Source organism: Streptomyces venezuelae (genome assembly GCF_008642275.1).
GTDB lineage: Bacteria > Actinomycetota > Actinomycetes > Streptomycetales > Streptomycetaceae > Streptomyces > Streptomyces venezuelae_E.
The window spans coordinates 2,024,582-2,045,584 of sequence record NZ_CP029189.1 but is presented as its reverse complement, the minus strand read 5'-3'; the positions used below and the strand labels follow the sequence as shown (position 1 = coordinate 2,045,584).

Sequence of the window (21,003 nt, the reverse complement as noted above, 5' to 3'; positions counted from 1 at the left end):
ATTTCGGTGCATGTCGTACTCGCCGGTGGGGGGACCGCCGGCCACATCGAGCCGGCGCTCGCCCTCGCGGACGCCCTGCGCAGGCAGGACCCTTCAGTGGGCATCACCGCCCTCGGCACGGAGCGCGGACTGGAAACCCGCCTGGTACCGGAACGCGGCTACGAGCTGGGCCTGATCCCCGCCGTTCCGCTGCCCCGCAAGCCGACGCCGGAACTGATCACCGTCCCCGGACGGCTGCGCGGCACCATCAAGGCCGCGGAGGACATCCTCCTGCGCACCAAGGCCGACTGCGTCGTCGGGTTCGGCGGCTACGTGGCCCTGCCCGGCTACCTCGCGGCCAAGCGCCTCGGGGTGCCGATCATCGTCCACGAGGCCAACGCCCGGCCCGGACTGGCCAACAAGATCGGCTCCCGGTACGCGCACGCCGTCGCGGTCTCCACCCCCGACAGCAAGCTGCGCGGCGCCCGTTACGTCGGCATCCCGCTGCGCCGCTCCATCTCCACCCTCGACCGGGCCGCGGTCCGCCCGGAGGCGCGCGCCGCCTTCGGCCTGGACCCCAACCTGCCCACGCTGCTGGTCTCCGGCGGCTCGCAGGGCGCCCGCCGCCTCAACGAGACCATCCAGCAGGTCGCGCCGACCCTCCAGCGCTCCGGGATCCAGATCCTGCACGCCGTGGGGCCGAAGAACGAACTGCCGCGTGTCGACAACATGCCCGGGATGCCGCCGTATGTGCCGGTACCGTACGTGGACCGGATGGATCTCGCCTACGCCGCCGCCGACATGATGCTGTGCCGCGCGGGAGCGATGACCGTCGCCGAACTCTCCGCCGTGGGGCTCCCCGCCGCCTACGTCCCGTTGCCGATCGGCAACGGTGAACAGCGGCTCAACGCCCAGCCGGTGGTCAAGGCCGGCGGCGGCCTGCTCGTGGACGACGCGGAGCTGACGCCCGACTGGGTGCTGGGTCAGATCCTCCCGGTTCTGTCCGACCCGCACCGCCTGTACGAGATGTCCCGCGCCGCCGGTGAGTTCGGCCGCCGGGACGCCGACGAGCTCCTGGTCGGCATGGTCTACGAGGCGATCGCGGCCCACAGGTCCCGCTGAGGCGGGCAGCGCAGACGCAGGAGGCACAGGAGTGGCCGGAGGGACGACCGCGCGGCGCGGAACACCGTTTTCTGATCGGTCCGGCCCGGACGCCCGCAAGGGCGCCGGCGCCCCTGAGCCGCCGAAGGCTCCCAAGGGCTCCAAGGCCCCCAAGGCCCCCAAGCCGAGCCAGAGGTCCGGTCCCAGGGGCCCCGGCGCACGCCTGCGCCGGGGCCCCGTGCTGGCCTCGCTGGCCGCCGCCGTGCTCCTCGCCGCGGGCGGCACCTGGGTGCTCTACGGCTCGTCCTGGCTCCGCGTGGAGAAGGTCGCCGCCACCGGTATGGACGTGCTCACCTCCGAGCAGGTCCTGGGCGCCGCGGCCGTCCCGGTCGGCGCGCCCCTGGTGAGCGTCGACACCGACGAGATCGAAGGCCGGCTCCGCGGCCGGCTGCCCCGCATCGACTCGGTCGACGTGGTGCGTGCCTGGCCGCACGGCATCGGTCTGAAAGTGACGGAACGCAAACCCGTCCTGCTCATCAAAAAGGACGCCAACTTCGTGGAAGTGGACGCATCGGGTGTGCGATTCGACACGGTTCCGAAAGCACCCGCGGGCGTTCCGGTCCTCGAATTGAACGCCGGTCGATCGCCGAGCGCCCGGCGCTTCGACGAGGAACGGCTGCTGCACGAGGCCGTACTCGTCGCGAGCTCCCTCCCGGAGCCGATCGCGAAGGAAACCGTGCAGGTCAAGGTGGGTTCCTACGATTCGGTCGTCCTGGAGCTCACCAGGGGCCGGTCCGTGACGTGGGGCAGCGGTGAACAGAGCGACGCGAAGGGCCGGGCTTTGAACGCTTTGTTGAAAGCCGCCCCCAAGGCCGTTCACTTCGACGTGAGCGTCCCCACCGCCCCTGCTGCGTCCGGGAGTTGACGTCCGGTCCAACAGCGGCGCACCCTGGTTGGCCAGCGATACGGGTGATCACATAGGGTGAAAAGAAAAACGGGAGGTTCGGCGTGTTCGTTGAACACGCGCTACTTGTCGACTTAGTGTCCTGTTCGGAAGAGTCCGAGGAACAGGCACACCCCTAACCCTAAACTTCAGGGTGAGGGTTCGGGTCGGCGCGTTCGGACCGTCCCTATTTCGGCATCAGTCGTCGCAACGCAGGCCCGCGAGGCGGCGACACGTAACTCGAGGCGAGAGGCCTTCGACGTGGCAGCACCGCAGAACTACCTCGCAGTCATCAAGGTCATCGGTGTCGGCGGCGGTGGTGTCAATGCCATCAACCGAATGATCGAGGTCGGTCTCAAGGGCGTCGAGTTCATCGCCATCAACACGGACGCGCAGGCGCTGTTGATGAGCGACGCCGACGTCAAGCTCGACGTCGGCCGTGAACTCACCCGTGGCCTCGGCGCCGGCGCCAACCCGGCCGTCGGTCGCAAGGCGGCAGAGGACCACCGCGAGGAGATCGAGGAGGTCCTCAAGGGGGCCGACATGGTCTTCGTCACCGCCGGTGAGGGCGGCGGCACCGGCACCGGCGGCGCACCTGTCGTCGCCAACATCGCGCGCTCGCTGGGCGCCCTGACGATCGGTGTGGTCACCCGGCCGTTCACCTTCGAGGGCCGGCGCCGCGCGAACCAGGCGGAGGACGGCATCGCCGAGCTCCGCGAAGAGGTCGACACCCTCATCGTCATCCCCAACGACCGACTGCTGTCCATCTCGGACCGCCAGGTCAGCGTGCTCGACGCCTTCAAGTCGGCCGACCAGGTCCTACTCTCGGGCGTCCAGGGCATCACCGACCTCATCACGACCCCGGGTCTGATCAACCTCGACTTCGCCGACGTCAAGTCCGTGATGTCCGAGGCCGGCTCGGCCCTGATGGGCATCGGCTCGGCCCGCGGCGACGACCGCGCCGTGGCCGCCGCCGAGATGGCGATCTCCTCGCCGCTCCTGGAGGCGTCCATCGACGGCGCCCGTGGCGTGCTGCTCTCCATCTCCGGTGGCTCGGACCTCGGTCTCTTCGAGATCAACGAGGCCGCGCAGCTGGTCAGCGAGGCCGCGCACCCCGAGGCGAACATCATCTTCGGTGCCGTCATCGACGACGCGCTCGGCGACGAGGTGCGGGTCACCGTCATCGCGGCCGGGTTCGACGGCGGACAGCCCCCGGCCCGCCGGGACAACGTCATCGGTGCCGCGTCCACCAAGCGCGAGGAGCCGGCCCCGGCTCCGGTCCGCGCCGCCGAGCCGGCCCGCCCGGCCTTCGGCGGACTCGGCTCGGTCACCCCGCGCGAGGAGCCCCCGGCTCCGGTCGAGGCGGCCCCGGTCGAGGTCCAGGCCCCCGCGCCGCAGGTCCCCACGGCCCGGCCGTACCAGGACAGCCCGGCCGAGGAGCTGGACGTTCCGGACTTCTTGAAGTGACACCGGAGCAGCATCACGTGGGCGGCGCCCACTTCGCCTTCACCGACCGGTGGGGCGGAGTGAGCGCCGTTCCGTACGAGGAGCTCAATCTCGGCGGCGCGGTCGGAGACGACCCTGCCGCCGTTCTCGCGAACCGGGCCCGGGCGGCGCAGTCCCTGGGCCTGGCGCCGGACCGGGTGGTCTGGATGAACCAGGTCCACGGCCGGGACGTGGCGGTGGTGGACGGGCCCTGGGGTGCGGACGCCGAGGTCCCGGCGGTGGACGCGGTGGTGACCGCCCGTCGGGGACTCGCCCTCGCGGTGCTCACCGCCGACTGCACGCCGGTCCTGCTGGCGGACCCCGTCGCCGGGGTCGTGGCAGCCGCCCACGCCGGACGGCCGGGACTGGTCGCCGGGGTGGTGCCCGCCGCCGTCGAGGCGATGGTCGCCCTCGGGGCCGATCCCGGACGGATCGTCGCCCGTACGGGACCCGCGGTCTGCGGACACTGCTACGAGGTGCCGGCCGAGATGCGGGAGGCGGTGGCCCAGGTGGTGCCCGCCGCCCGGGCCGAGACGAGCTGGGGGACACCGGCCGTGGACGTGGTCGCCGGGGTGCACGCCCAGCTCGCCGAGGCGGGGGTGGTGAACGGCGGCCGCTCGCCGGTCTGCACACTGGAGTCGCGGGACCACTTCTCGTACCGCCGCGACCGGGTCACCGGACGCCTTGCCGGATATGTCTGGTTGACAGAGCTTTCCCGGGGGACGACCCCCGGATCGCCGGGGGAAAAGAAGAATGACGGATCGTAAGTCGGAGCTCGCCGAGAACCTGGCGCGGGTGGAGGAACGTATCTCGTCCGCCTGCGCGGCGGCGGGGCGGGGGCGGGACGAGGTGACGCTCATCGTGGTCACCAAGACCTACCCCGCGAGCGACGTACGACTGCTGGCGGACCTGGGCGTCCGTCATGTTGCGGAAAATCGTGACCAGGATGCCGCCCCCAAGGCCGAGGCCTGCGCGGATCTGCCGCTCGACTGGCACTTCGTCGGTCAGTTGCAGACGAACAAAGTCCGTTCCGTGGCGGGATACGCGCATGTCGTGCAGTCGGTCGACCGGCCGAAACTCGTGACCGCCCTCTCGGCGGCCGCGGTGAACGCGGGCCGGGAGCTCGGATGCCTCGTGCAGATCGCGCTCGACGCCGAGTCGGGGGAGCGCGGGGCCCGCGGCGGCGCGGCACCGGAGCAGCTCGCGGAGTTGGCGGACCTCGTCGCCGGGGCCCCGGGACTGCGCATCGACGGACTGATGACGGTCGCTCCGCTGGCCGGCCCCTACGCGGGACGTGAACAGGCCGCCTTCGAGCGGTTGATGGAATTGTCATCCCGCATGCGCGTGGACCATCCGGCTGCCACGATGGTGTCGGCCGGGATGAGCGCAGACCTGGAACAGGCCGTTGCGGCCGGTGCGACACATGTACGCGTCGGCACTGCGGTACTCGGCGCGAGACCCCGGCTCGGGTAACGTCGCGAAGAAAGTCGGACCACAGCAGAAAATATGGTCATTCCCGCTGATGGGCGGGCAGGCCTAGTGGATCGCGGGCAGTTGGTGACATTCGTGACACGGCGGCACCTGCGACAGGGCGATCCACCACAGAGCGGAGGACTCGGAGAATGGCCGGCGCGATGCGCAAGATGGCGGTCTACCTCGGCCTCGTGGAGGACGACCGGTACGACAACCCGGGGTACGACCCCGACGACGAGTTCGAGCCCGAGCCGGAGATGGAGCGGGCTCGGGAGCGGGATCGCCGACAGCAGCCCGTGCACCAATCGCCCGTATCGGACGAACCGGTACGAGCCGTACAGCCTCCGGCGCAGCGTGAACCTATCCCAATTCCGGTGGAAAACGGACGTCCTGCGCGAATCGCCCCCGTGGCATCCATCACACCTGATCGTACGAACCTGGAGAAGAACGCCCCCGTGATCATGCCCAAGGTCGTCTCCGAGCGGGAGCCGTACCGCATCACGACGCTGCACCCCCGGACCTACAACGAGGCCCGTACCATCGGGGAACACTTCCGTGAGGGCACTCCGGTGATCATGAATCTCACGGAGATGGACGACACGGATGCGAAGCGTCTCGTGGACTTCGCCGCCGGACTCGTCTTCGGTCTGCACGGCAGCATTGAACGCGTGACACAGAAGGTGTTCCTGCTGTCGCCTGCTAACGTCGATGTCACGGCGGAGGACAAGGCCCGCATCGCGGAGGGCGGGTTCTTCAACCAAAGCTAGACCGATCCGTCAGACACGGGGCCGGGAACACAGCGGGAGCAGGGGAGAGGGAAGCGCGGGATGGGTGTCGCACTGGACGTGATCTACTTCGCCTTGGCGTGCTTCCTCGTCGTGCTGATCTTCCGCCTGGTCATGGACTACGTGTTCCAGTTCGCACGTTCCTGGACGCCCGGCAAGGCGATGGTGGTCGTACTGGAGGCCACCTACAGCGTCACCGATCCACCGCTCAAGCTTCTTCGGCGGGTCATTCCGCCGTTGCGTCTCGGGGGCGTGGCACTCGACCTGTCCTTCTTCGTTCTGATGATCATCGTTTACATCCTCATCAGTTTCGTGCGCACCGCTGCGAGCGGCTTGTGAACGATGTGCTTCCCCGCGGGCGCGGGGACAGTCCCGATACGGTCTTGCCGACTGCCGACGACTACGTAGAGGTGAAGAAGACATGCCGCTGACTCCCGAGGACGTGCGGAACAAGCAGTTCACGACCGTCCGCCTCCGAGAAGGCTATGACGAGGACGAGGTCGATGCCTTCCTCGACGAGGTCGAGTCCGAACTGACGCGCCTGCTGCGCGAGAACGAGGACCTGCGCGCCAAGCTGGCCGCCGCCACGCGTGCCGCCGCGCAGAGCCAGCAGCAGCAGGGCATGCGCAAGCCGGAACCCCAGGACCAGCGAGGCCCCGGCGCCCCCGTGCCCGCGGCCATATCCGGCCCGCCGCAGCAGCAGCAGCAGCCGCAGATGGGCCCGCCGCAGCTTCCGGGCGGCCAGCCGCAGCTTCCGCCGGGCCCCGGCGGCCAGGGCCAGCAGGGCCCCGGCCCGATGGGCGGCCCCATGGGTGGTCCCATGCAGCAGCACCCGATGGGCGGACCCCAGGGCATGCAGCAGCAGCCCATGGGCGGCCCCCAGGGCATGCAGCAGCAGTCGATGGGCGGCCAGAACCCGCTCGGCCAGCAGATGCAGCCCATGGGCCAGCAGATGCAGCCGATGGGGCAGCAGATGCAGCCCATGGGTCAGCCGATGCACCAGCAGCAGCCGCAGCTTCCGCAGCAGGGCCCCGGTGGCGACAGCGCCGCGCGTGTCCTCTCGCTGGCGCAGCAGACCGCCGACCAGGCGATCGCGGAGGCCCGCTCCGAGGCCAACAAGATCGTCGGCGAGGCCCGGTCGCGCGCCGAGGGCCTGGAGCGGGACGCCCGTGCCAAGGCCGACGCGCTGGAGCGGGACGCGCAGGAGAAGCACCGCGTCGCGATGGGCTCCCTGGAGTCCGCCCGTGCCACGCTGGAGCGCAAGGTCGAGGACCTGCGGGGCTTCGAGCGTGAGTACCGTACGCGCCTGAAGTCCTACCTGGAGTCGCAGCTGCGCCAGCTGGAGACCCAGGCCGACGACTCGCTGGCTCCGCCGCGGAACCCGGCCGGTCCCGCGCTGCCGCCGTCGCCGTCTCCCTCGATGGCGCCGGCCGGTGCGATGGGCCACTCCATGGGCGGTCCCTCGATGGGTGGCCCGTCCCCCATGGGCGGTCCCTCCCCGATGGGTGCCCCGTCCTACGGCGGCAACCAGCAGCAGATGTCCCCGGCGATGACCCAGCCGATGGCTCCGGTGCGGCCGGCTGCGCCGCAGCCGATGCAGGCGCCGTCGCCGATGCGGGGCTTCCTGATCGACGAGGACGACAACTAGGCGCGCCGCCGCGCGGTCGGCAGCAGTCACGGGCCGGGCCCGGTTCCCCTTCGGGGGCACCGGGCCCGGCCCGTTGCCGTACCCGGGCGCGGATGGCCCCGGCCGGGCGGTGCGGGTTCGTCTTCCGGGTGCCGCCCGGTGGCCCTTGCCCTGGCCGGGCAGTGCCCTTGTATCCCGGGTGCGGCCCGGTGGCCGCGCCTCAATCGCCGGCGGGGCTGGGTTTGGCCCGCCTGGGCGGGGTCGGGTCCCGGGAGGTGGGGGTGCGGGGCCGCCGGGGGGTGTCTCCTCGGCTCGGCGCGTGCGGGCCTGTCCCGGCCGTACGCGGTGGTTGCGCGCTCGTCCTGCGGGGACACCCCCCACCGTCCCCGCACCCCCACCCCGGGGCCGTCTTCGCGCGGGGCCGTGGGGCGGGACACTCCGGGGGCTCCCCGCAGGACGAGGCGCGACCACCGGGGCGCCACCGCGAGGTGCCCGCACGCGCCGAGCCGAGGAGAGCCCCCGGAGGGGCCCCGCCCCACCCGAAGCCAAACCCGGACGCCCCGCCCGAAGCGCTGCACCCCGGCCAGGCGGCCGAACCCAGCCCCGCCGGCGTTTGAGGCGCGGCCACCGGGCCGCAGCCGGAGAACAAGGGCCCGCACCCGGGAAACGACAGCGGCCCGTCCCCCACCCGGGAGGGGACGGGCCGCTCGGGGCCGGGTTACGCCTTGCGGAGGCGGAAGGTCAGGCCCAGGGGCTCGTCCGTGAACGGGTCACCGTACGCGGCGTCCGCCTCGCCGGACGCGAAGTCCGTCGACAGGACCTCGTCCGCGATCAGACCCGCGTGGTCCGTCAGCGCCGTGACGACCTCCGGGTCCGCGGAGGACCAGCGGAGTGCGATGCGGTCCGCCACGTCCAGGCCGGAGTTCTTCCGGGCCTCCTGGATCAGCCGGATCGCGTCACGCGCCAGGCCCGCCAGCCGCAGCTCCGGGGTGATCTCCAGGTCGAGGGCGACCGTCGCGCCCGAGTCGGACGCCACCGACCAGCCCTCGCGCGGGGTCTCCGTGATGATGACCTCCTCGGGGGTGAGGGTGACCGGCTCGCCGTTCACCTCCACCGAGGCCTCGCCGGAGCGCAGCGCCAGGGACAGTGCCGCCGCGTCGGCCGCGGCCACCGCCTTCGCGACGTCCTGGACGCCCTTGCCGAAGCGCTTGCCCAGCGCCCGGAAGTTCGCCTTCGCGGTCGTGTCGACCAGGGACCCGCCGACCTCCGACAGGGAGGCCAGGGAGGAGACGTTCAGCTCCTCCGTGATCTGGGCCTGGAGCTCGGGGGAGAGCGCGTCGAAGCCCACCGCGCCGACCAGGGCACGGGAGAGCGGCTGGCGGGTCTTGACGCCCGACTCCGCACGCGTCGCGCGGCCCAGCTCCACCAGGCGCCGGACCAGCTGCATCTGCTGGGACAGGGTCGGGTCGATGGCCGCGGTGTCCGCCGCCGGCCACGAGGACAGGTGCACCGACTCCGGGGCGTCCGGGGTGACGGGGACGACCATGTCCTGCCAGACCCGCTCCGTGATGAACGGGGTCAGCGGGGCGAGCAGGCGCGTGACCGTCTCGACCACGTCGTGGAGGGTCCGCAGCGCGGCCGCGTCGCCCTGCCAGAAGCGGCGGCGCGAACGGCGGACGTACCAGTTGGACAGGTCGTCCACGAAGGCGGAGAGGAGCTTGCCCGCCCGCTGCGTGTCGTACGACTCCATCGCCTCGGTGACCTCGGCCACCAGGGTGTGGAGCTCGGACAGGAGCCAGCGGTCCAGCACCGTGCGGTCCGCCGGGGCCGGGTCGGAGGCGGAGGGCGCCCAGTTCGACGTACGGGCGTACAGGGCCTGGAAGGCGACCGTGTTCCAGTACGTGAGGAGGGTCTTGCGGACGACTTCCTGGATCGTGCCGTGGCCCACGCGCCGCGCCGCCCAGGGGGAGCCGCCGGCCGCCATGAACCAGCGCACCGCGTCCGCGCCGTGCTGGTCCATGAGCGGGATCGGCTGCAGGATGTTGCCCAGGTGCTTGGACATCTTGCGGCCGTCCTCGGCGAGGATGTGGCCGAGGCAGACCACGTTCTCGTACGAGGACTTGTCGAAGACCAGCGTGCCGACCGCCATCAGCGTGTAGAACCAGCCGCGCGTCTGGTCGATCGCCTCCGAGATGAACTGCGCCGGGTAGCGCTTCTCGAAGATCTCCTTGTTCTTGTACGGGTAGCCCCACTGCGCGAACGGCATCGAGCCCGAGTCGTACCAGGCGTCGATGACCTCCGGGACCCGGACGGCCTCCAGCGAGCAGCCGTCCGCCGTGCAGGGGAAGGTGACCTCGTCGATGTACGGGCGGTGCGGGTCCAGGTCCGAGTGGTCCTGGCCGGAGAGCTCGGACAGCTCGGCGCGGGAGCCGACGCAGGTGAGGTGGTTCTCCTCACAGCGCCAGATCGGCAGCGGGGTGCCCCAGTACCGGTTGCGCGACAGCGCCCAGTCGATGTTGTTGTTCAGCCAGTCGCCGAAGCGGCCCTGCTTGACCGAGTCGGGGAACCAGTTCGTCTTCTCGTTCTCCCGCAGCATCGCGTCCTTGACGGCGGTGGTGCGGATGTACCAGGACGGCTGCGCGTAGTAGAGCAGGGCCGTGTGGCAGCGCCAGCAGTGCGGGTAGCTGTGCTCGTAGGCGATGTGCTTGAAGAGCCGGCCGCGGGCGTCGAGGTCGGCGGTCAGCTTCTCGTCGGCCTTCTTGAAGAAGACGCCGCCCACCAGCGGGACCTCCTCCTCGAAGGTGCCGTCGGGGCGGACCGGGTTCACGACGGGCAGGCCGTACGCGCGGCAGACCGCGAGGTCGTCGGCGCCGAAGGCGGGGGACTGGTGGACCAGACCGGTGCCGTCCTCGGTCGTGACGTACTCGGCGTTCACGACGTAGTGGGCGGGCTCGGGGAACTCGACCAGGTCGAAGGGACGCTCGTAGGTCCAGCGCTCCATCTCCTTGCCCGTGAAGGTCTCGCCGGTGGCCTCCCAGCCCTCGCCGAGGGACTTCTCCAGCAGCGGCTGTGCGACGACCAGCTTCTCCTCCCCGTTGGTGGCCACGACGTAGGTGACCTCGGGGTGGGCCGCCACGGCCGTGTTGGACACCAGGGTCCAGGGGGTCGTCGTCCAGACCAGCAGCGCCGCCTCGCCCGCGAGCGGGCCGGAGGTCAGCGGGAAGCGGACGTAGACCGAGGGGTCGACGACGGTCTCGTAGCCCTGGGCCAGCTCGTGGTCGGAGAGGCCCGTGCCGCAGCGGGGGCACCAGGGGGCGACGCGGTGGTCCTGGGTGAGCAGGCCCTTGTTGAAGATCTCCTTCAGCGACCACCACACGGACTCCACGTACTCGGGGTCCATGGTGCGGTAGGCGTCGTCCAGGTCGACCCAGTAGCCCATGCGGGTCGTGAGCTCGGTGAACGCGTCGGTGTGGCGGGTCACGGACTCGCGGCACTTGGCGTTGAACTCGGCGATGCCGTACGCCTCGATGTCCTGCTTGCCGTTGAAGCCCAGTTCCTTCTCGACGGCGAGCTCGACCGGCAGGCCGTGGCAGTCCCAGCCGGCCTTGCGGGCGACGTGGTAGCCGCGCATGGTGCGGAAGCGGGGGAAGACGTCCTTGAAGACGCGGGCCTCGATGTGGTGCGCGCCGGGCATGCCGTTCGCGGTGGGCGGGCCCTCGTAGAAGACCCACTCGGGGCGGCCCTCGGACTGCTCCAGGGTCTTGGCGAAGGTCTTGCTCTCGCGCCAGAAGTCGAGGACGGCGTGCTCAAGGGCAGGCAGGTCGACCTGGGCGGGTACCGGGCGGTACTGCGGCGGTGTGGTCATGAGGCTGAACTCTTCCTCCGGCGGGGTGTCAATTCCGTCCGGAGGGACGAGAGCCGTCCTCGTTGCCGAGGCCGCGCTGCTCCCGCGGTACCACCCTCCTTGGCCGCCGGACGGATCCGGTGGCCCCCTCATTGGGGTGCGAAGCCGGTTCTACTCGCCGTACGGGCATCCCGTGCGGGCTTTCTTCCGGCGGCTCAGGGGTGATCCTTCACATCGCGCTCGCCCCCGGGCTCTCACCGTCCCCGGGTCGCTCCTGGCTGCGTACGACGCTACTCGTCCCCGTCCATGCCTTTCGCTGGGCCCAGTGTACGGGCCCGGGGGGCGCACGGCAGACCGGTTTACGGGGGCCGGTACGGGGGCCGCCGGCCCGGCGTGGCGGGGCTGCGGGGAGGGTCGGCGCGCGACCCCGGCGTGACCCGAATGGCCCCGCGCCGGCCCTCCCGACCCGGGTGGGGCGGGAGGGGCGGATTACCGGGGCTCCTGATGGGCACAACGGATGCAGGTTGACCTCGATGGATGCGTGCCCCGTTGCCGCGGGGCCGGTGTCGATTTATCGTTCCGGCACGATTCGCGAGCAAAGATCACAGTATGTGAAGGGGTCGCGGCCATGGTGGCGAAGAAGACCGCCGGGAGTACTGCCAAGAAGGCTGTCGGGAAGGCCGCCGGGAAGGCGGCGGTCTCGGAGGACGCGGCCCCCGCCAAGAAGGCGACCGCTGCCCGAAAGACCGCTGCCGGCGCGCTCGCTCCGGACGGGAAGGCGACCGCCGTCAAGAAGACGACCGCCGTCGACAAGCGGACGGCCACGGCCAAGAAGGCCGCGGCCGAGGGGGCGGCACCTGCCGCGAAGAAGACGGGAGTCCGGAAAGTGGTTGCCAAGAAGAGCGCGGGTACGGCGAGGAAGACGGCCGCGGCCGCCACCAGCGGGCTCCCCAAGGCACGGGCCACGGCGGCCCTGGCCCCCGGTGAGCTCGCCGTACGGCCCGGGGAGGACCCCTGGACCCCCAAGGAGGTCGAGGACGCCCGTGCGGAGCTCCTGTCGGAGGTGCTGCGGCTGCGGGCCGAGCTCGACGCCTCGGAGGCGGCGATCTCCGGCCTGATGCGCGATTCCGGGGACGGCGCGGGCGACGACCAGGCCGACACGGGCACCAAGAACATCACCCGCGAGTCCGAGCTGGCACTGGCGGCGAACGCCACCTCGATGCTGGAACAGACCGAGCGGGCCCTGGAAAGGCTGGAGGCGGGCACGTACGGCCTCTGCGAGAACTGCGGGCAGCCGATCGGCAAGGCCAGGATGCAGGCCTTCCCGCGGGCCACGCTCTGCGTGGACTGCAAGCAGAAGCAGGAACGGCGGCACTAGACGGCCCAGGCCGTCCCTTCCCGGAGGCGGGGCAGGCGGTGCGCGGGGACCCTGACGTACTCTCGTGTTCCGTCAGGGTCCATGAGGAGCCTGTTCGAGCTAGTTCGAGGGACTCACGTGGCAGAGGCGGAGCGCATCATCGGTACGCCCGAGGTCGGGGACGACACCCAGCCGGAGTCCGCCGGGCCCAAGGGGCGCCGTCGGATCGCGGCTCTGCTCGTCGTGGCGGTGCTCGCCTACCTGCTCGACCTCGGCAGCAAGATGCTGGTCGTGGCGAAGCTGGAGCACCAGCCGCCGATCGAGATCATCGGTGACCTGCTGAAGTTCGAGGCGGTCCGCAACCCCGGCGCCGCCTTCGGCTTCGGCGAGGCCTTCACCATCATCTTCACCTGCATCGCGGCCTCGGTGATCGTGGTGATCGTACGGCTGGCCCGCAAGCTCTACAGCCTGCCGTGGGCGATCGCGCTGGGCCTGCTGCTGGGCGGCGCGCTGGGCAACCTGACCGACCGGATCTTCCGTTCGCCGGGTGTCTTCCGGGGCGCGGTCGTCGACTTCATCGCGCCCGCCCATTTCGCCGTCTTCAACCTCGCGGACTCGGCGATCGTGTGCGGCGGCATCCTGATCGTCCTGCTGTCGTTCAAGGGCCTGGACCCGGACGGGACCGTTCACAAGGACTGATCGCGGGACGGCTCGTCCGCCCCGTCCTGCATACTCGACGGGTGAGTACGATTCCCGAGATCCGCACCCTGCCCGTTCCCGATGGCCTCGAAGGCGAGCGCGTCGACGCCGCCATCGCCCGTATGTTCGGTTTCTCCCGGACGAAGGCGGCCGAAATCGCGGCTGCGGGGAAGGTGACGGTCGACGGCAGCGTCGTCGGGAAGTCCGAACGCGTCCACGGCGGCGCCTGGCTCGAAGTCGAGATGCCCGCGCCGCCGCGGCCCGTGGAGGTCGTGGCCGAGCCCGTTCCCGGCATGGAGATCATCCATGATGACGACGACATCGTCGTCATCATGAAGCCGGTCGGCGTCGCCGCCCACCCGAGCCCGGGCTGGACCGGCACCACCGTCATCGGCGGCCTCGCCGCGGCCGGCTACCGCATCTCCACCTCCGGCGCGTCCGAACGCCAGGGCATCGTGCACCGCCTCGACGTCGGCACGTCCGGCCTGATGGCCGTCGCGAAGTCGGAGCGCGCCTACACCTCGCTCAAGAACCAGTTCCGCGAGCGGATCGTGGACAAGCGCTACCACGCGCTGGTGCAGGGCCACCCCGACCCGATGAGCGGCACCATCGACGCGCCGATCGGCCGCCACCCCAGCGCGGACTACAAGTGGGCGGTGGTCCAGGACGGCAAGGCGTCCGTCACCCACTACGACCTGATCGAGGCCTTCCGGGCCGCCTCGCTGCTCGACATCAAGCTGGAGACGGGACGCACGCACCAGATCCGCGTGCACATGTCCGCACACCGGCACCCCTGCGTCGGCGACCTGACCTACGGTGCCGATCCGACCGTCGCCAAGCGGCTCGGCCTGACCCGGCAGTGGCTGCACGCGGTGCGCCTCGGCTTCGAGCACCCGTCGGACGGGCAGTGGGTCGAGTTCGAGAGCACCTACCCGGCGGACCTGCAGCACGCGCTGGACGTGATCCGGGCGGAAAGCGAGTGACCTCGCGGGTCCAGGGCACGGTCGAGGTGCGGGTGGCCGTCTCGGAGGAGGACCTGAAGTCCTGCTTCGCGGTGCGGTCCGAGGTCTTCGTGGTCGAGCAGTCGGTGCCGGAGTCGATCGAGTACGACGCGTACGACGCGGACGCGGTGCACGTCCTGGCCGTGGGCGCGGACGGCGTGCCGCTGGGCACGGGCCGGCTGCTGTACGGGCCGGCGGCGCTCGGCAAGACGGGCGACCTGACGGTCGGCTCGCTGGGCCGGCTGGCCGTACGGAAGGCCGCGCGGGGGCTGGGCGTGGGGGTGGCGCTGGTCCGCGCGATCGAGGCGGAGGCGGCCCGGGAGGGGCTGGCCGCGGTCGATCTGGGTGCGCAGACGCATGCGCTGGGCTTCTACGAGCGGCTCGGGTACGTGGCCTACGGCCCGGAGTTCCAGGACGCGGGCATCCCGCACCGCGCGATGCGGCGTCCGCTGCCGTAGCCGAAGCTCCAGCCCCGCCGGCGATTGAGGCGCGGGCGCGGAGCGCCGTAGGGGTTCGGGGCGCAGCCCCGACACGGCCCCTCATCCGCACGAGCCAAGCGCAGCGGACTGGCAGGGTGGGGGAGTGGATCAGCTCGCTCTGCTCTTCGTGCTCCTGCTCGGGGCCGTGGTCACGGTGCCGCTCGGGGACCGGCTGAAACTGCCCGCGCCCGTCCTGATGACCATCGGCGGGGTGATCCTCGCGCTGGTGCCGGCCGTGCCGAACGTCGAGATCCCGCCCGAGTTCATTCTGCCGCTGGTGCTGCCGCCGCTGCTGTACGCCTCCGTGCAGCGCACGTCCTGGCGGCAGTTCGCCGCCAACTTCCGGCCCATCCTGCTGCTGGCCGTGGCCCTGGTGTTCGTCACCACCGGAGCCGTGGCCGCCGTCGCCAACGCCGTCGTGCCCGGGCTGCCGATCGCCGCCGCCCTCGCCCTCGGGGCGCTCGTCGCCCCGCCCGACCCGGTGGCGGCCACCGCCGTCGCCGGATCGCTCGGGCTGCCGCGCCGCATGGTGTCGATCCTGGAGGGCGAGGGGCTCTTCAACGACGTGACGGCGATCGTGCTCTACCACGTGGCCGTCGCCGCCGTCGTGAGCGGCAGTTTCTCCTGGCCCGACGCGCTCGGGGAGTTCGTGCTCTCCGCCGTGGTGGCCGTGGCCGTCGGGCTCGGGCTCGGCTGGATCACCAACCGGCTCATGGGGCGGCTCGGCGATGCCACCCTGCAGATCGGGCTGACGCTGCTGGTGCCGTTCGTCTCGTACGTGGTGGCCGAGGAACTCCAGGGGTCGGGGGTGCTGGCCGTGCTGACGACGGCCCTGTTCCTCGCCGAGTACGCGAGTGACGCCGACGACGTGCTGGGGCGCCTCGCCGGGCACACCTTCTGGGAGGTCGTCGACATGCTGGTCACCGGCGTGGCCTTCGGACTGATCGGGCTGGAGCTGCACAACGTGTTCGGCACGGCCGAGGACCGGGTGTGGGAGATGGCCGGGTGGGCGGCGATCGTGGTCGCGGTGGTGGTCGGTGTCCGGCTGGTGTGGCTGCTGCCGGCCGGCTGGCTCGCCCAGAGGCTGCACCAGCGGCGCGACTACGACGAGGAGATCCCGCTGAGCTGGCGGGAGAGCGTGGTGATGTGGTGGGCCGGGATGCGCGGGGTGGCCTCGGTGGCGCTGGCGCTGGCCATTCCGCTGCGGACGGACGCCGGCGAGCCCTTCCCCGGGCGGGACCAGATCATCTTCATCGCGTTCGCGGTGATCATGACGACTCTGGTGTGCCAGGGGCTGACCCTGCCGTGGCTGGTACGGCGGCTGGGGGTGGAGGCCGACACGGACGCCGACCGGGACGCGGAGCGGCAGCTGGCGATCCGCGCCGCGAAGGCCGCGAAGCAGCGTCTGAGGGAGATCGAGCAGGTGGAGGACCTTCCGGAGGACCTCGTCGAGCAGCTGTACCGGCGTGCGTACGACGTGGGAGCCAGGATCAGCCCCGACATGGTGGACGAGGAACGGCGCGAGGCCTACGCGAAGCGCGTGGAGCGGCTCCACCACGTCCAGCGGATCCAGCGGGAGATGATGTCGGCCGCCCGCCACGAGGTCCTGGCCGCCCGCAGCGAACCCGGCTCCGACCCGGAGATCGTGGACCGGGTGCTGAGGCATCTGGACGTCCGGAGCCTGCGGGCGCCGTGAGGGGGTGCGGGCAGGTCGGCCGGCGGACGGAGTCCGGCGCGGCGGCTCGAAGCCGGGGAGGCCCCTCGGTGCCGAGCCGTGCTGCGAACGCAGCTGGCACGATGGAGGCATGAACATCATGCTTTTCCATTCGACGTACGGGCTGCGACCCGCGGTGCACGCGGCGGCCGACCGGCTGCGCGCGGCCGGGCACCAGGTCCAGGTGCCGGATCTCTTCGGGGGACGCACCTTCGGGACCGTCGAGGAGGGCATGGCCCACCGGGACGAGATCGGCCGTGACGAACTGCTGAAGCGCGCGGTGCTGGCCTCCGCCCCCTACTCCGACCAGGGGCTGGTCTACGCGGGCTTCTCCTTCGGCGGTTCGGTCGCCCAGCACCTGGCGATGGCCGACGAGAAGGCGCGCGGGCTGCTGCTCCTGCACGGGACGGCGGACCTGGAGGACGGCGCCTCGGTGGACGAGCTGCCCGTGCAGCTGCACATCGCGGACCCGGATCCGTTCGAGCCGCACGACTGGCTGACGGCCTGGTACCTGAGGATGCAGCGCGCGGGGGCCGACGTGGAGGTCCACAGCTATCCGGGTGCCGGCCACCTGTTCACCGACCCGGAGCTGGACGACTACGACGCCGAGGCCGCCGAGCAGCTCTGGAAGGTCGCCGTCGGCTTCCTCGACGGCCTGTAGGCACGAAGGCGGAGGGGCCCGGCCCGGCGGATGCCGGACCGGGCCCTCGTCGTATGGAGGTCAGCCCGCGCGGTAGGCGGTCCAGCTGCTCGACATGCGAGCGACCTGGCCGGCGGTGAACTGGTACATGCAGGAGTCGTACGTGTAGTCCATGAAGTTGCGGATCGGGTCCACGCCCGGCTTGCTCGCGCAGCTGTCGCGCCCGGTCGGGCACTCGTACGCGGCGCTCTTCTCGGCGGGGGTGTCGGAGACGTAGTCGCCGTTGCCGTTACAGCCGCCCTGGAAGGTGTGGTAGAGCCCGAGCCAGTGGCCGACCTCGTGGGTGGCGGTGTCGCCCTCGTTGTAGTTGGCGGAGGAGCCGCCGGGCAGCGAGCTGTCGAGCACGACCACGCCGTCCATCTTGGGGCTGGAGGCGTAGGACGTCGGGAAGGTCGCCCAGCCCAGCAGGCCGCCGGAGAGCTTCGCGGTGTAGAAGTTGAGCGCGCCCGGTCCGCCCTTGCGCAGGGTGTTCTTCATGTCCTTCTCGGCCTGGGAGCCGGAAGCCAGGTTGTACCAGGTGGCGTTGTCCGTGTAGTCGGTGGCCGCCAGGGTGAACTGGAAGTTCGTGTTGACGTTGCCGGTGCCCTGGCCGCCGTAGGCCGCGTTGAGGACCGCGAGCTGCTTGCTGACGTCCGTGGACGTCAGCTTTCCGGTGGTGCCGGAGTGTACGACGTGGAAGTACACGGGGATGTTCACGACGGCCTCGGCGGCCGTCAGGCTGCGCTGCGGCTGGTTCTTGAGGGCCTTGTCCAGCTTCGCCTTGAGGTCGGCGTCCATGGACTTCGCCTGCGCGTCGCTGATCGCGTTGGGCTCGTCCGCGTGCTCGTCGTGCGCGCGGGCGACGCGGGCGTTCGCGGCGCCGGAGGCGGCGGGCTGGTCGGCGCAGACCTCGGCGGGGGAGGGGGAGGCCGCAAGCGTGGTGGGGGCCGCGAGCGGAGTGAAGGCCAGGGTTCCGGCAAGAACGGCCGTGCCCATGAGGCGGCGGCGGAGAAGGGGGGATATGCGGGCGTTCGCGCGCACGTGTGCTCCTCGCGTGGGGGGTGGTGGGGGGTGGTGGCCTGAAGATCTTCTTCAGCTGGCGCGAAGCTTATGTGTGCATGACATATTCAGGTCAAGTGGCTTACGTAAAAGATTTGTTGCTTCTGACGCACATGGGGCGCCTGGTATGTACCAGGCGCCCCATGTGGCAGGAAAATCGACGGACGGTCAGCGGCGGGTCAGCGGACGGGCTGGTGCACCCGCTCCACCTTCTGGGTCCCGTTCAGCGTCCGGTACGACCGGCTCCACGCGGACGTGGCCCCCGGCTGCCGCTTGTCGGACACCACGTAGTAGTCCATCTGCGAGCGCTCCGCCGTCACGTCCAGCACCCCGTAACCGTGCGCGTCCATGTCGAGCCACTTCACGTGCCAGTTGGCGGCCTTGATGGCCGACTCGGCCACGAGCGAGAGGGTGTCCGGCAGGACGTGCAGCATGTCGTCGAGGTTGTCCGAGGTCACCGAGGTGACCACGAACTCGGTGGCCGCCGTGCCCGAGCCCGGGTACGTGGCCATGTTCATCGGGACCTCGTTCGCCCACGCCATGTGGATGTCGCCGGTCAGGAACACGGTGTTCTTGACGCCCCGGTCCTTCAGGTGGCCCAGCAGCTCCTTGCGGTCGTCCGTGTAGCCGTCCCACTGGTCCACGTTGATCGCGAGGCCGCCCTCCGGCAGGCCGAGCAGCTTGGCCAGCGGCTTCAGCAGGTGCGCGGGCAGCGAGCCGAAGGCCACCGGCGAGATCATCACCGAGGTGCCGACCAGCTTCCAGGTCGCCTGTGAGCCCGCGAGGCCCGCCTTGAGCCAGTCCAGCTGGGCGCGCCCGGTGATGGTGCGCTCCGGGTCGTCCACCGAGCCGCTGCCGACCTTGGTCTGCTGCGAGCGGAAGGAGCGCAGGTCCAGCAGGTGCAGGTCGGCGAGGGTGCCGAAGCGCAGCCGGCGGTAGACGGTGCCCGCGATGGAGGCGCGTACGGGCATCCACTCGAAGTACGCCTGCCTGGCTGCGGCCGCGCGGGCCGCCCATTCGCCCTCGGCGCCCGGCGTGTGGTTCTCGGCGCCGCCGGCCCAGGCGTCGTTGGCGAACTCGTGGTCGTCCCAGATGGCGATGACCGGGTGGGTGTGGTGCAGGGCCTGGAGGTCGGCGTCCGTCTTGTACTTGCCGTGGCGGGTGCGGTAGTCGGCGAGCGAGACGATCTCGTGCTTCGGTTCGTGCGGGCGGACGACGTACTTCGCCTCCGGGTACCCCCCGGACTGGTACTCGTAGATGTAGTCGCCGAGGTGCAGGATCGCGTGCAGGTCCGTGCGCGCCGCCAGGTGGCGGTAGGCGGAGAAGTAGCCGGACTCCCAGTTGGCGCAGGAGACCACGCCGAAGCGGACTCCTTCGGTCGTCGCCTCGTGGGCCGGGGTGGTCAGGGTGCGCCCGACGGGGGAGACGACGCCCCCGGCGGTGAACCGGTACCAGTACGGCGTCCGCGGCTGCAGCCCGCGTACGTCGACCTTGACCGTGTGGTCGGCCGCGGCGCTCGCGGTGACGGTGCCGGAGCCGACGATGCGGGAGAAGCCCTGGTCGGACGCCACTTCCCAGCCCACCTGGGTGGCCGGGCCGAGCCCGGAGCCCGGTACGGCCTCGGGGGTCGGGGTGACGCGGGTCCACAGCAGGACCCCGTCGGGCAGCGGATCGCCCGAGGCCACGCCGTGGAGGAAGGCGGGCGCGGAGCCCGCCGCTTGGGCGGCGGAGGCGCCCAGCGAGGTGAGGGGGGCCAGTGCGGCGGTGGCCGCGGCGGCCAGAACGACCGTGCGGCGGCGGGGAGTTGCCGCGGACTGGGGGGAGGTGAGATGACTGGTCACGGATGATCATATTACCGACGGGTACACCCGCTGGGACAGGTGCGGGAATGCAAAGGACGGGCGAACTCTGGGAGTTCGCCCGCCCTCTGGAGCGGTCCGTCCGGACGGTGATTTCCGGATTGTCCCGGGATCAGCCCTGCAGGGCCTTGTCGATCGCGGCCGTGAACTGCTCCGCCGTCTGCGGAGTGTCGATCTTCTTGCCGTCCATCTTCAGGGTCGGCGTGCCCTTCACCCCGGACTTGTCGAAGGTCTTCGACATCTCCAGCGCCCACCGGTCGTACGTACCGTCCTCGACGGCCTTCTTGAACTCGGCGTTGCCCTTGAGCGCCGGGACCGTGTCCGCGACCTTCAGCAGGTAGTCGTCCTTGGCGAAGCTGTCGACGCTCTCCTCGGGGTGCAGGTCCTTGGAGTAGAGCGCGCCCTTGTAGTCCAGGAAGGCCTGCGGGCTGACGTTGAGCGCGGCGCCCAGGGCGCTCAGCGCGTTCTTCGAGCCCTCGCCCTTGATGGCGTTGTCGATGAAGGTGGCGCCGATGTACTGGAGCTTGTACTTGCCCGCGTCCACGTCCTTGTGGATCTGCTCACCGGAGGCCTGCTCGAAGGCGGCACAGGCCGGGCAGCGGGAGTCCTCGTACAGCTCCAGGGTCTTCTTCGCCTCGGGCTTGCCGATGACGACCGTGGTGCCGTTCTCGCCCTCGGTGTTCTTCGGCTTGACCAGCTCCGCCGTGGCGGCCTTCTCCCAGTGGGTGGGCTGGTTGGACTGCACGACCGCGTAGCCGATGGCACCGATCAGGCCGAGGGCCACGACCACCGCGCCCGCCACGACCGCCTGGCGGCGCACCTTGTCCTTCTTGGCCTGCGCCTCGCGCTCGGCGCGCAGCCGCTCGCGGGCCGCTGCCTTGTTCGCCTGGCTGTTGCGTGAACTCATCGTGATCTCCGT

The 21,003-nt window shown here is 70.9% G+C and carries 18 protein-coding genes; 14 read left to right on the top strand and 4 right to left on the bottom strand.

Annotated elements, in window-relative coordinates:
• Positions 1–6: 6 nt before the first annotated feature.
• The 8 genes from murG (at position 7) to DEJ51_RS08600 (ending at position 7,414) form a co-directional block, all read left to right on the top strand.
• Entirely contained in the window at positions 7–1,101 is a 1,095-nt protein-coding gene (murG, locus tag DEJ51_RS08635) for an undecaprenyldiphospho-muramoylpentapeptide beta-N-acetylglucosaminyltransferase (RefSeq protein WP_150257068.1), read from the top strand.
• Between the two features lie 31 nt (positions 1,102–1,132).
• A complete protein-coding gene (locus tag DEJ51_RS08630) occupies positions 1,133–2,005 on the top strand; it encodes a cell division protein FtsQ/DivIB (protein WP_411757294.1) in 873 nt (290 codons plus the stop codon).
• A gap of 279 nt (positions 2,006–2,284) precedes the next feature.
• A complete protein-coding gene (gene ftsZ, locus DEJ51_RS08625; protein WP_052872570.1) occupies positions 2,285–3,490 on the top strand; it encodes a cell division protein FtsZ in 1,206 nt (401 codons plus the stop codon).
• Positions 3,491–3,507: 17 nt separating this feature from the next.
• Positions 3,508–4,275, top strand: a complete 768-nt coding sequence (gene pgeF / locus DEJ51_RS08620; protein WP_223835715.1) for a peptidoglycan editing factor PgeF — start codon at positions 3,508–3,510, stop codon at positions 4,273–4,275.
• Positions 4,262–4,981 (top strand): YggS family pyridoxal phosphate-dependent enzyme, encoded by a 720-nt coding sequence (locus DEJ51_RS08615; protein WP_150257066.1) that lies wholly within the window; start codon positions 4,262–4,264, stop codon positions 4,979–4,981. Before pgeF ends, DEJ51_RS08615 begins: the two co-directional genes overlap by 14 nt.
• Positions 4,982–5,130: 149 nt before the next feature.
• Positions 5,131–5,748 carry a cell division protein SepF gene (locus DEJ51_RS08610; RefSeq protein WP_030031797.1) on the top strand — a complete coding sequence of 206 codons (618 nt, stop codon included), beginning with the start codon at positions 5,131–5,133 and terminating at the stop codon, positions 5,746–5,748.
• A 60-nt stretch (positions 5,749–5,808) separates the two neighbouring features.
• Entirely contained in the window at positions 5,809–6,105 is a 297-nt protein-coding gene (locus tag DEJ51_RS08605; RefSeq protein WP_150257065.1) for a YggT family protein, read from the top strand.
• 82 nt (positions 6,106–6,187) lie between these two features.
• The gene (locus DEJ51_RS08600) at positions 6,188–7,414 is read left to right on the top strand and encodes a DivIVA domain-containing protein (protein ID WP_150257064.1); all 1,227 of its coding nucleotides are present in this window, start codon (positions 6,188–6,190) and stop codon (positions 7,412–7,414) included.
• Positions 7,415–8,111: 697 nt separating this feature from the next.
• Here the strand turns inward: DEJ51_RS08600 and ileS are convergent.
• Positions 8,112–11,258: an isoleucine--tRNA ligase gene (ileS, locus tag DEJ51_RS08595; protein WP_150257063.1), complete on the bottom strand. Its 3,147-nt coding sequence runs from the start codon at positions 11,256–11,258 to the stop codon at positions 8,112–8,114.
• A gap of 607 nt (positions 11,259–11,865) precedes the next feature.
• Between ileS and DEJ51_RS08590 the strand changes: the two genes are divergently transcribed.
• The 6 genes from DEJ51_RS08590 (at position 11,866) to DEJ51_RS08565 (ending at position 17,148) form a co-directional block, all read left to right on the top strand.
• The gene (locus DEJ51_RS08590; protein ID WP_150257062.1) at positions 11,866–12,615 is read left to right on the top strand and encodes a TraR/DksA family transcriptional regulator; all 750 of its coding nucleotides are present in this window, start codon (positions 11,866–11,868) and stop codon (positions 12,613–12,615) included.
• 117 nt (positions 12,616–12,732) lie between these two features.
• A complete protein-coding gene (gene lspA, locus DEJ51_RS08585) occupies positions 12,733–13,293 on the top strand; it encodes a signal peptidase II (protein ID WP_150257061.1) in 561 nt (186 codons plus the stop codon).
• 41 nt (positions 13,294–13,334) lie between these two features.
• On the top strand, positions 13,335–14,276 hold the full coding sequence (locus DEJ51_RS08580) for an RluA family pseudouridine synthase (protein WP_150257060.1): 942 nt from the start codon (positions 13,335–13,337) through the stop codon (positions 14,274–14,276).
• Complete coding sequence (locus DEJ51_RS08575; protein WP_150257059.1) at positions 14,273–14,752, top strand: GNAT family N-acetyltransferase; 480 nt, start codon at positions 14,273–14,275, stop codon at positions 14,750–14,752. The genes DEJ51_RS08580 and DEJ51_RS08575 overlap by 4 nt, the downstream gene beginning before the upstream one ends.
• A gap of 124 nt (positions 14,753–14,876) precedes the next feature.
• A complete protein-coding gene (locus DEJ51_RS08570; RefSeq protein ID WP_150257058.1) occupies positions 14,877–16,469 on the top strand; it encodes a Na+/H+ antiporter in 1,593 nt (530 codons plus the stop codon).
• 109 nt (positions 16,470–16,578) lie between these two features.
• A complete protein-coding gene (locus tag DEJ51_RS08565; protein WP_150257057.1) occupies positions 16,579–17,148 on the top strand; it encodes a dienelactone hydrolase family protein in 570 nt (189 codons plus the stop codon).
• Positions 17,149–17,208: 60 nt separating this feature from the next.
• On the opposite strand, the gene DEJ51_RS08560 is transcribed toward DEJ51_RS08565, so the two are convergent.
• The 3 genes from DEJ51_RS08560 to DEJ51_RS08550 all read right to left on the bottom strand — a co-directional run bounded on the left by DEJ51_RS08560 (position 17,209) and on the right by DEJ51_RS08550 (position 20,991).
• On the bottom strand, positions 17,209–18,162 hold the full coding sequence (locus DEJ51_RS08560) for a zinc metalloprotease (protein ID WP_150261770.1): 954 nt from the start codon (positions 18,160–18,162) through the stop codon (positions 17,209–17,211).
• 242 nt (positions 18,163–18,404) lie between these two features.
• Positions 18,405–20,066, bottom strand: coding sequence for an alkaline phosphatase D family protein (locus tag DEJ51_RS08555; protein WP_150257056.1), 1,662 nt, complete (start codon positions 20,064–20,066; stop codon positions 18,405–18,407).
• Between the two features lie 130 nt (positions 20,067–20,196).
• Positions 20,197–20,991, bottom strand: coding sequence for a DsbA family protein (locus DEJ51_RS08550; protein ID WP_150257055.1), 795 nt, complete (start codon positions 20,989–20,991; stop codon positions 20,197–20,199).
• Positions 20,992–21,003: the final 12 nt, after the last annotated feature.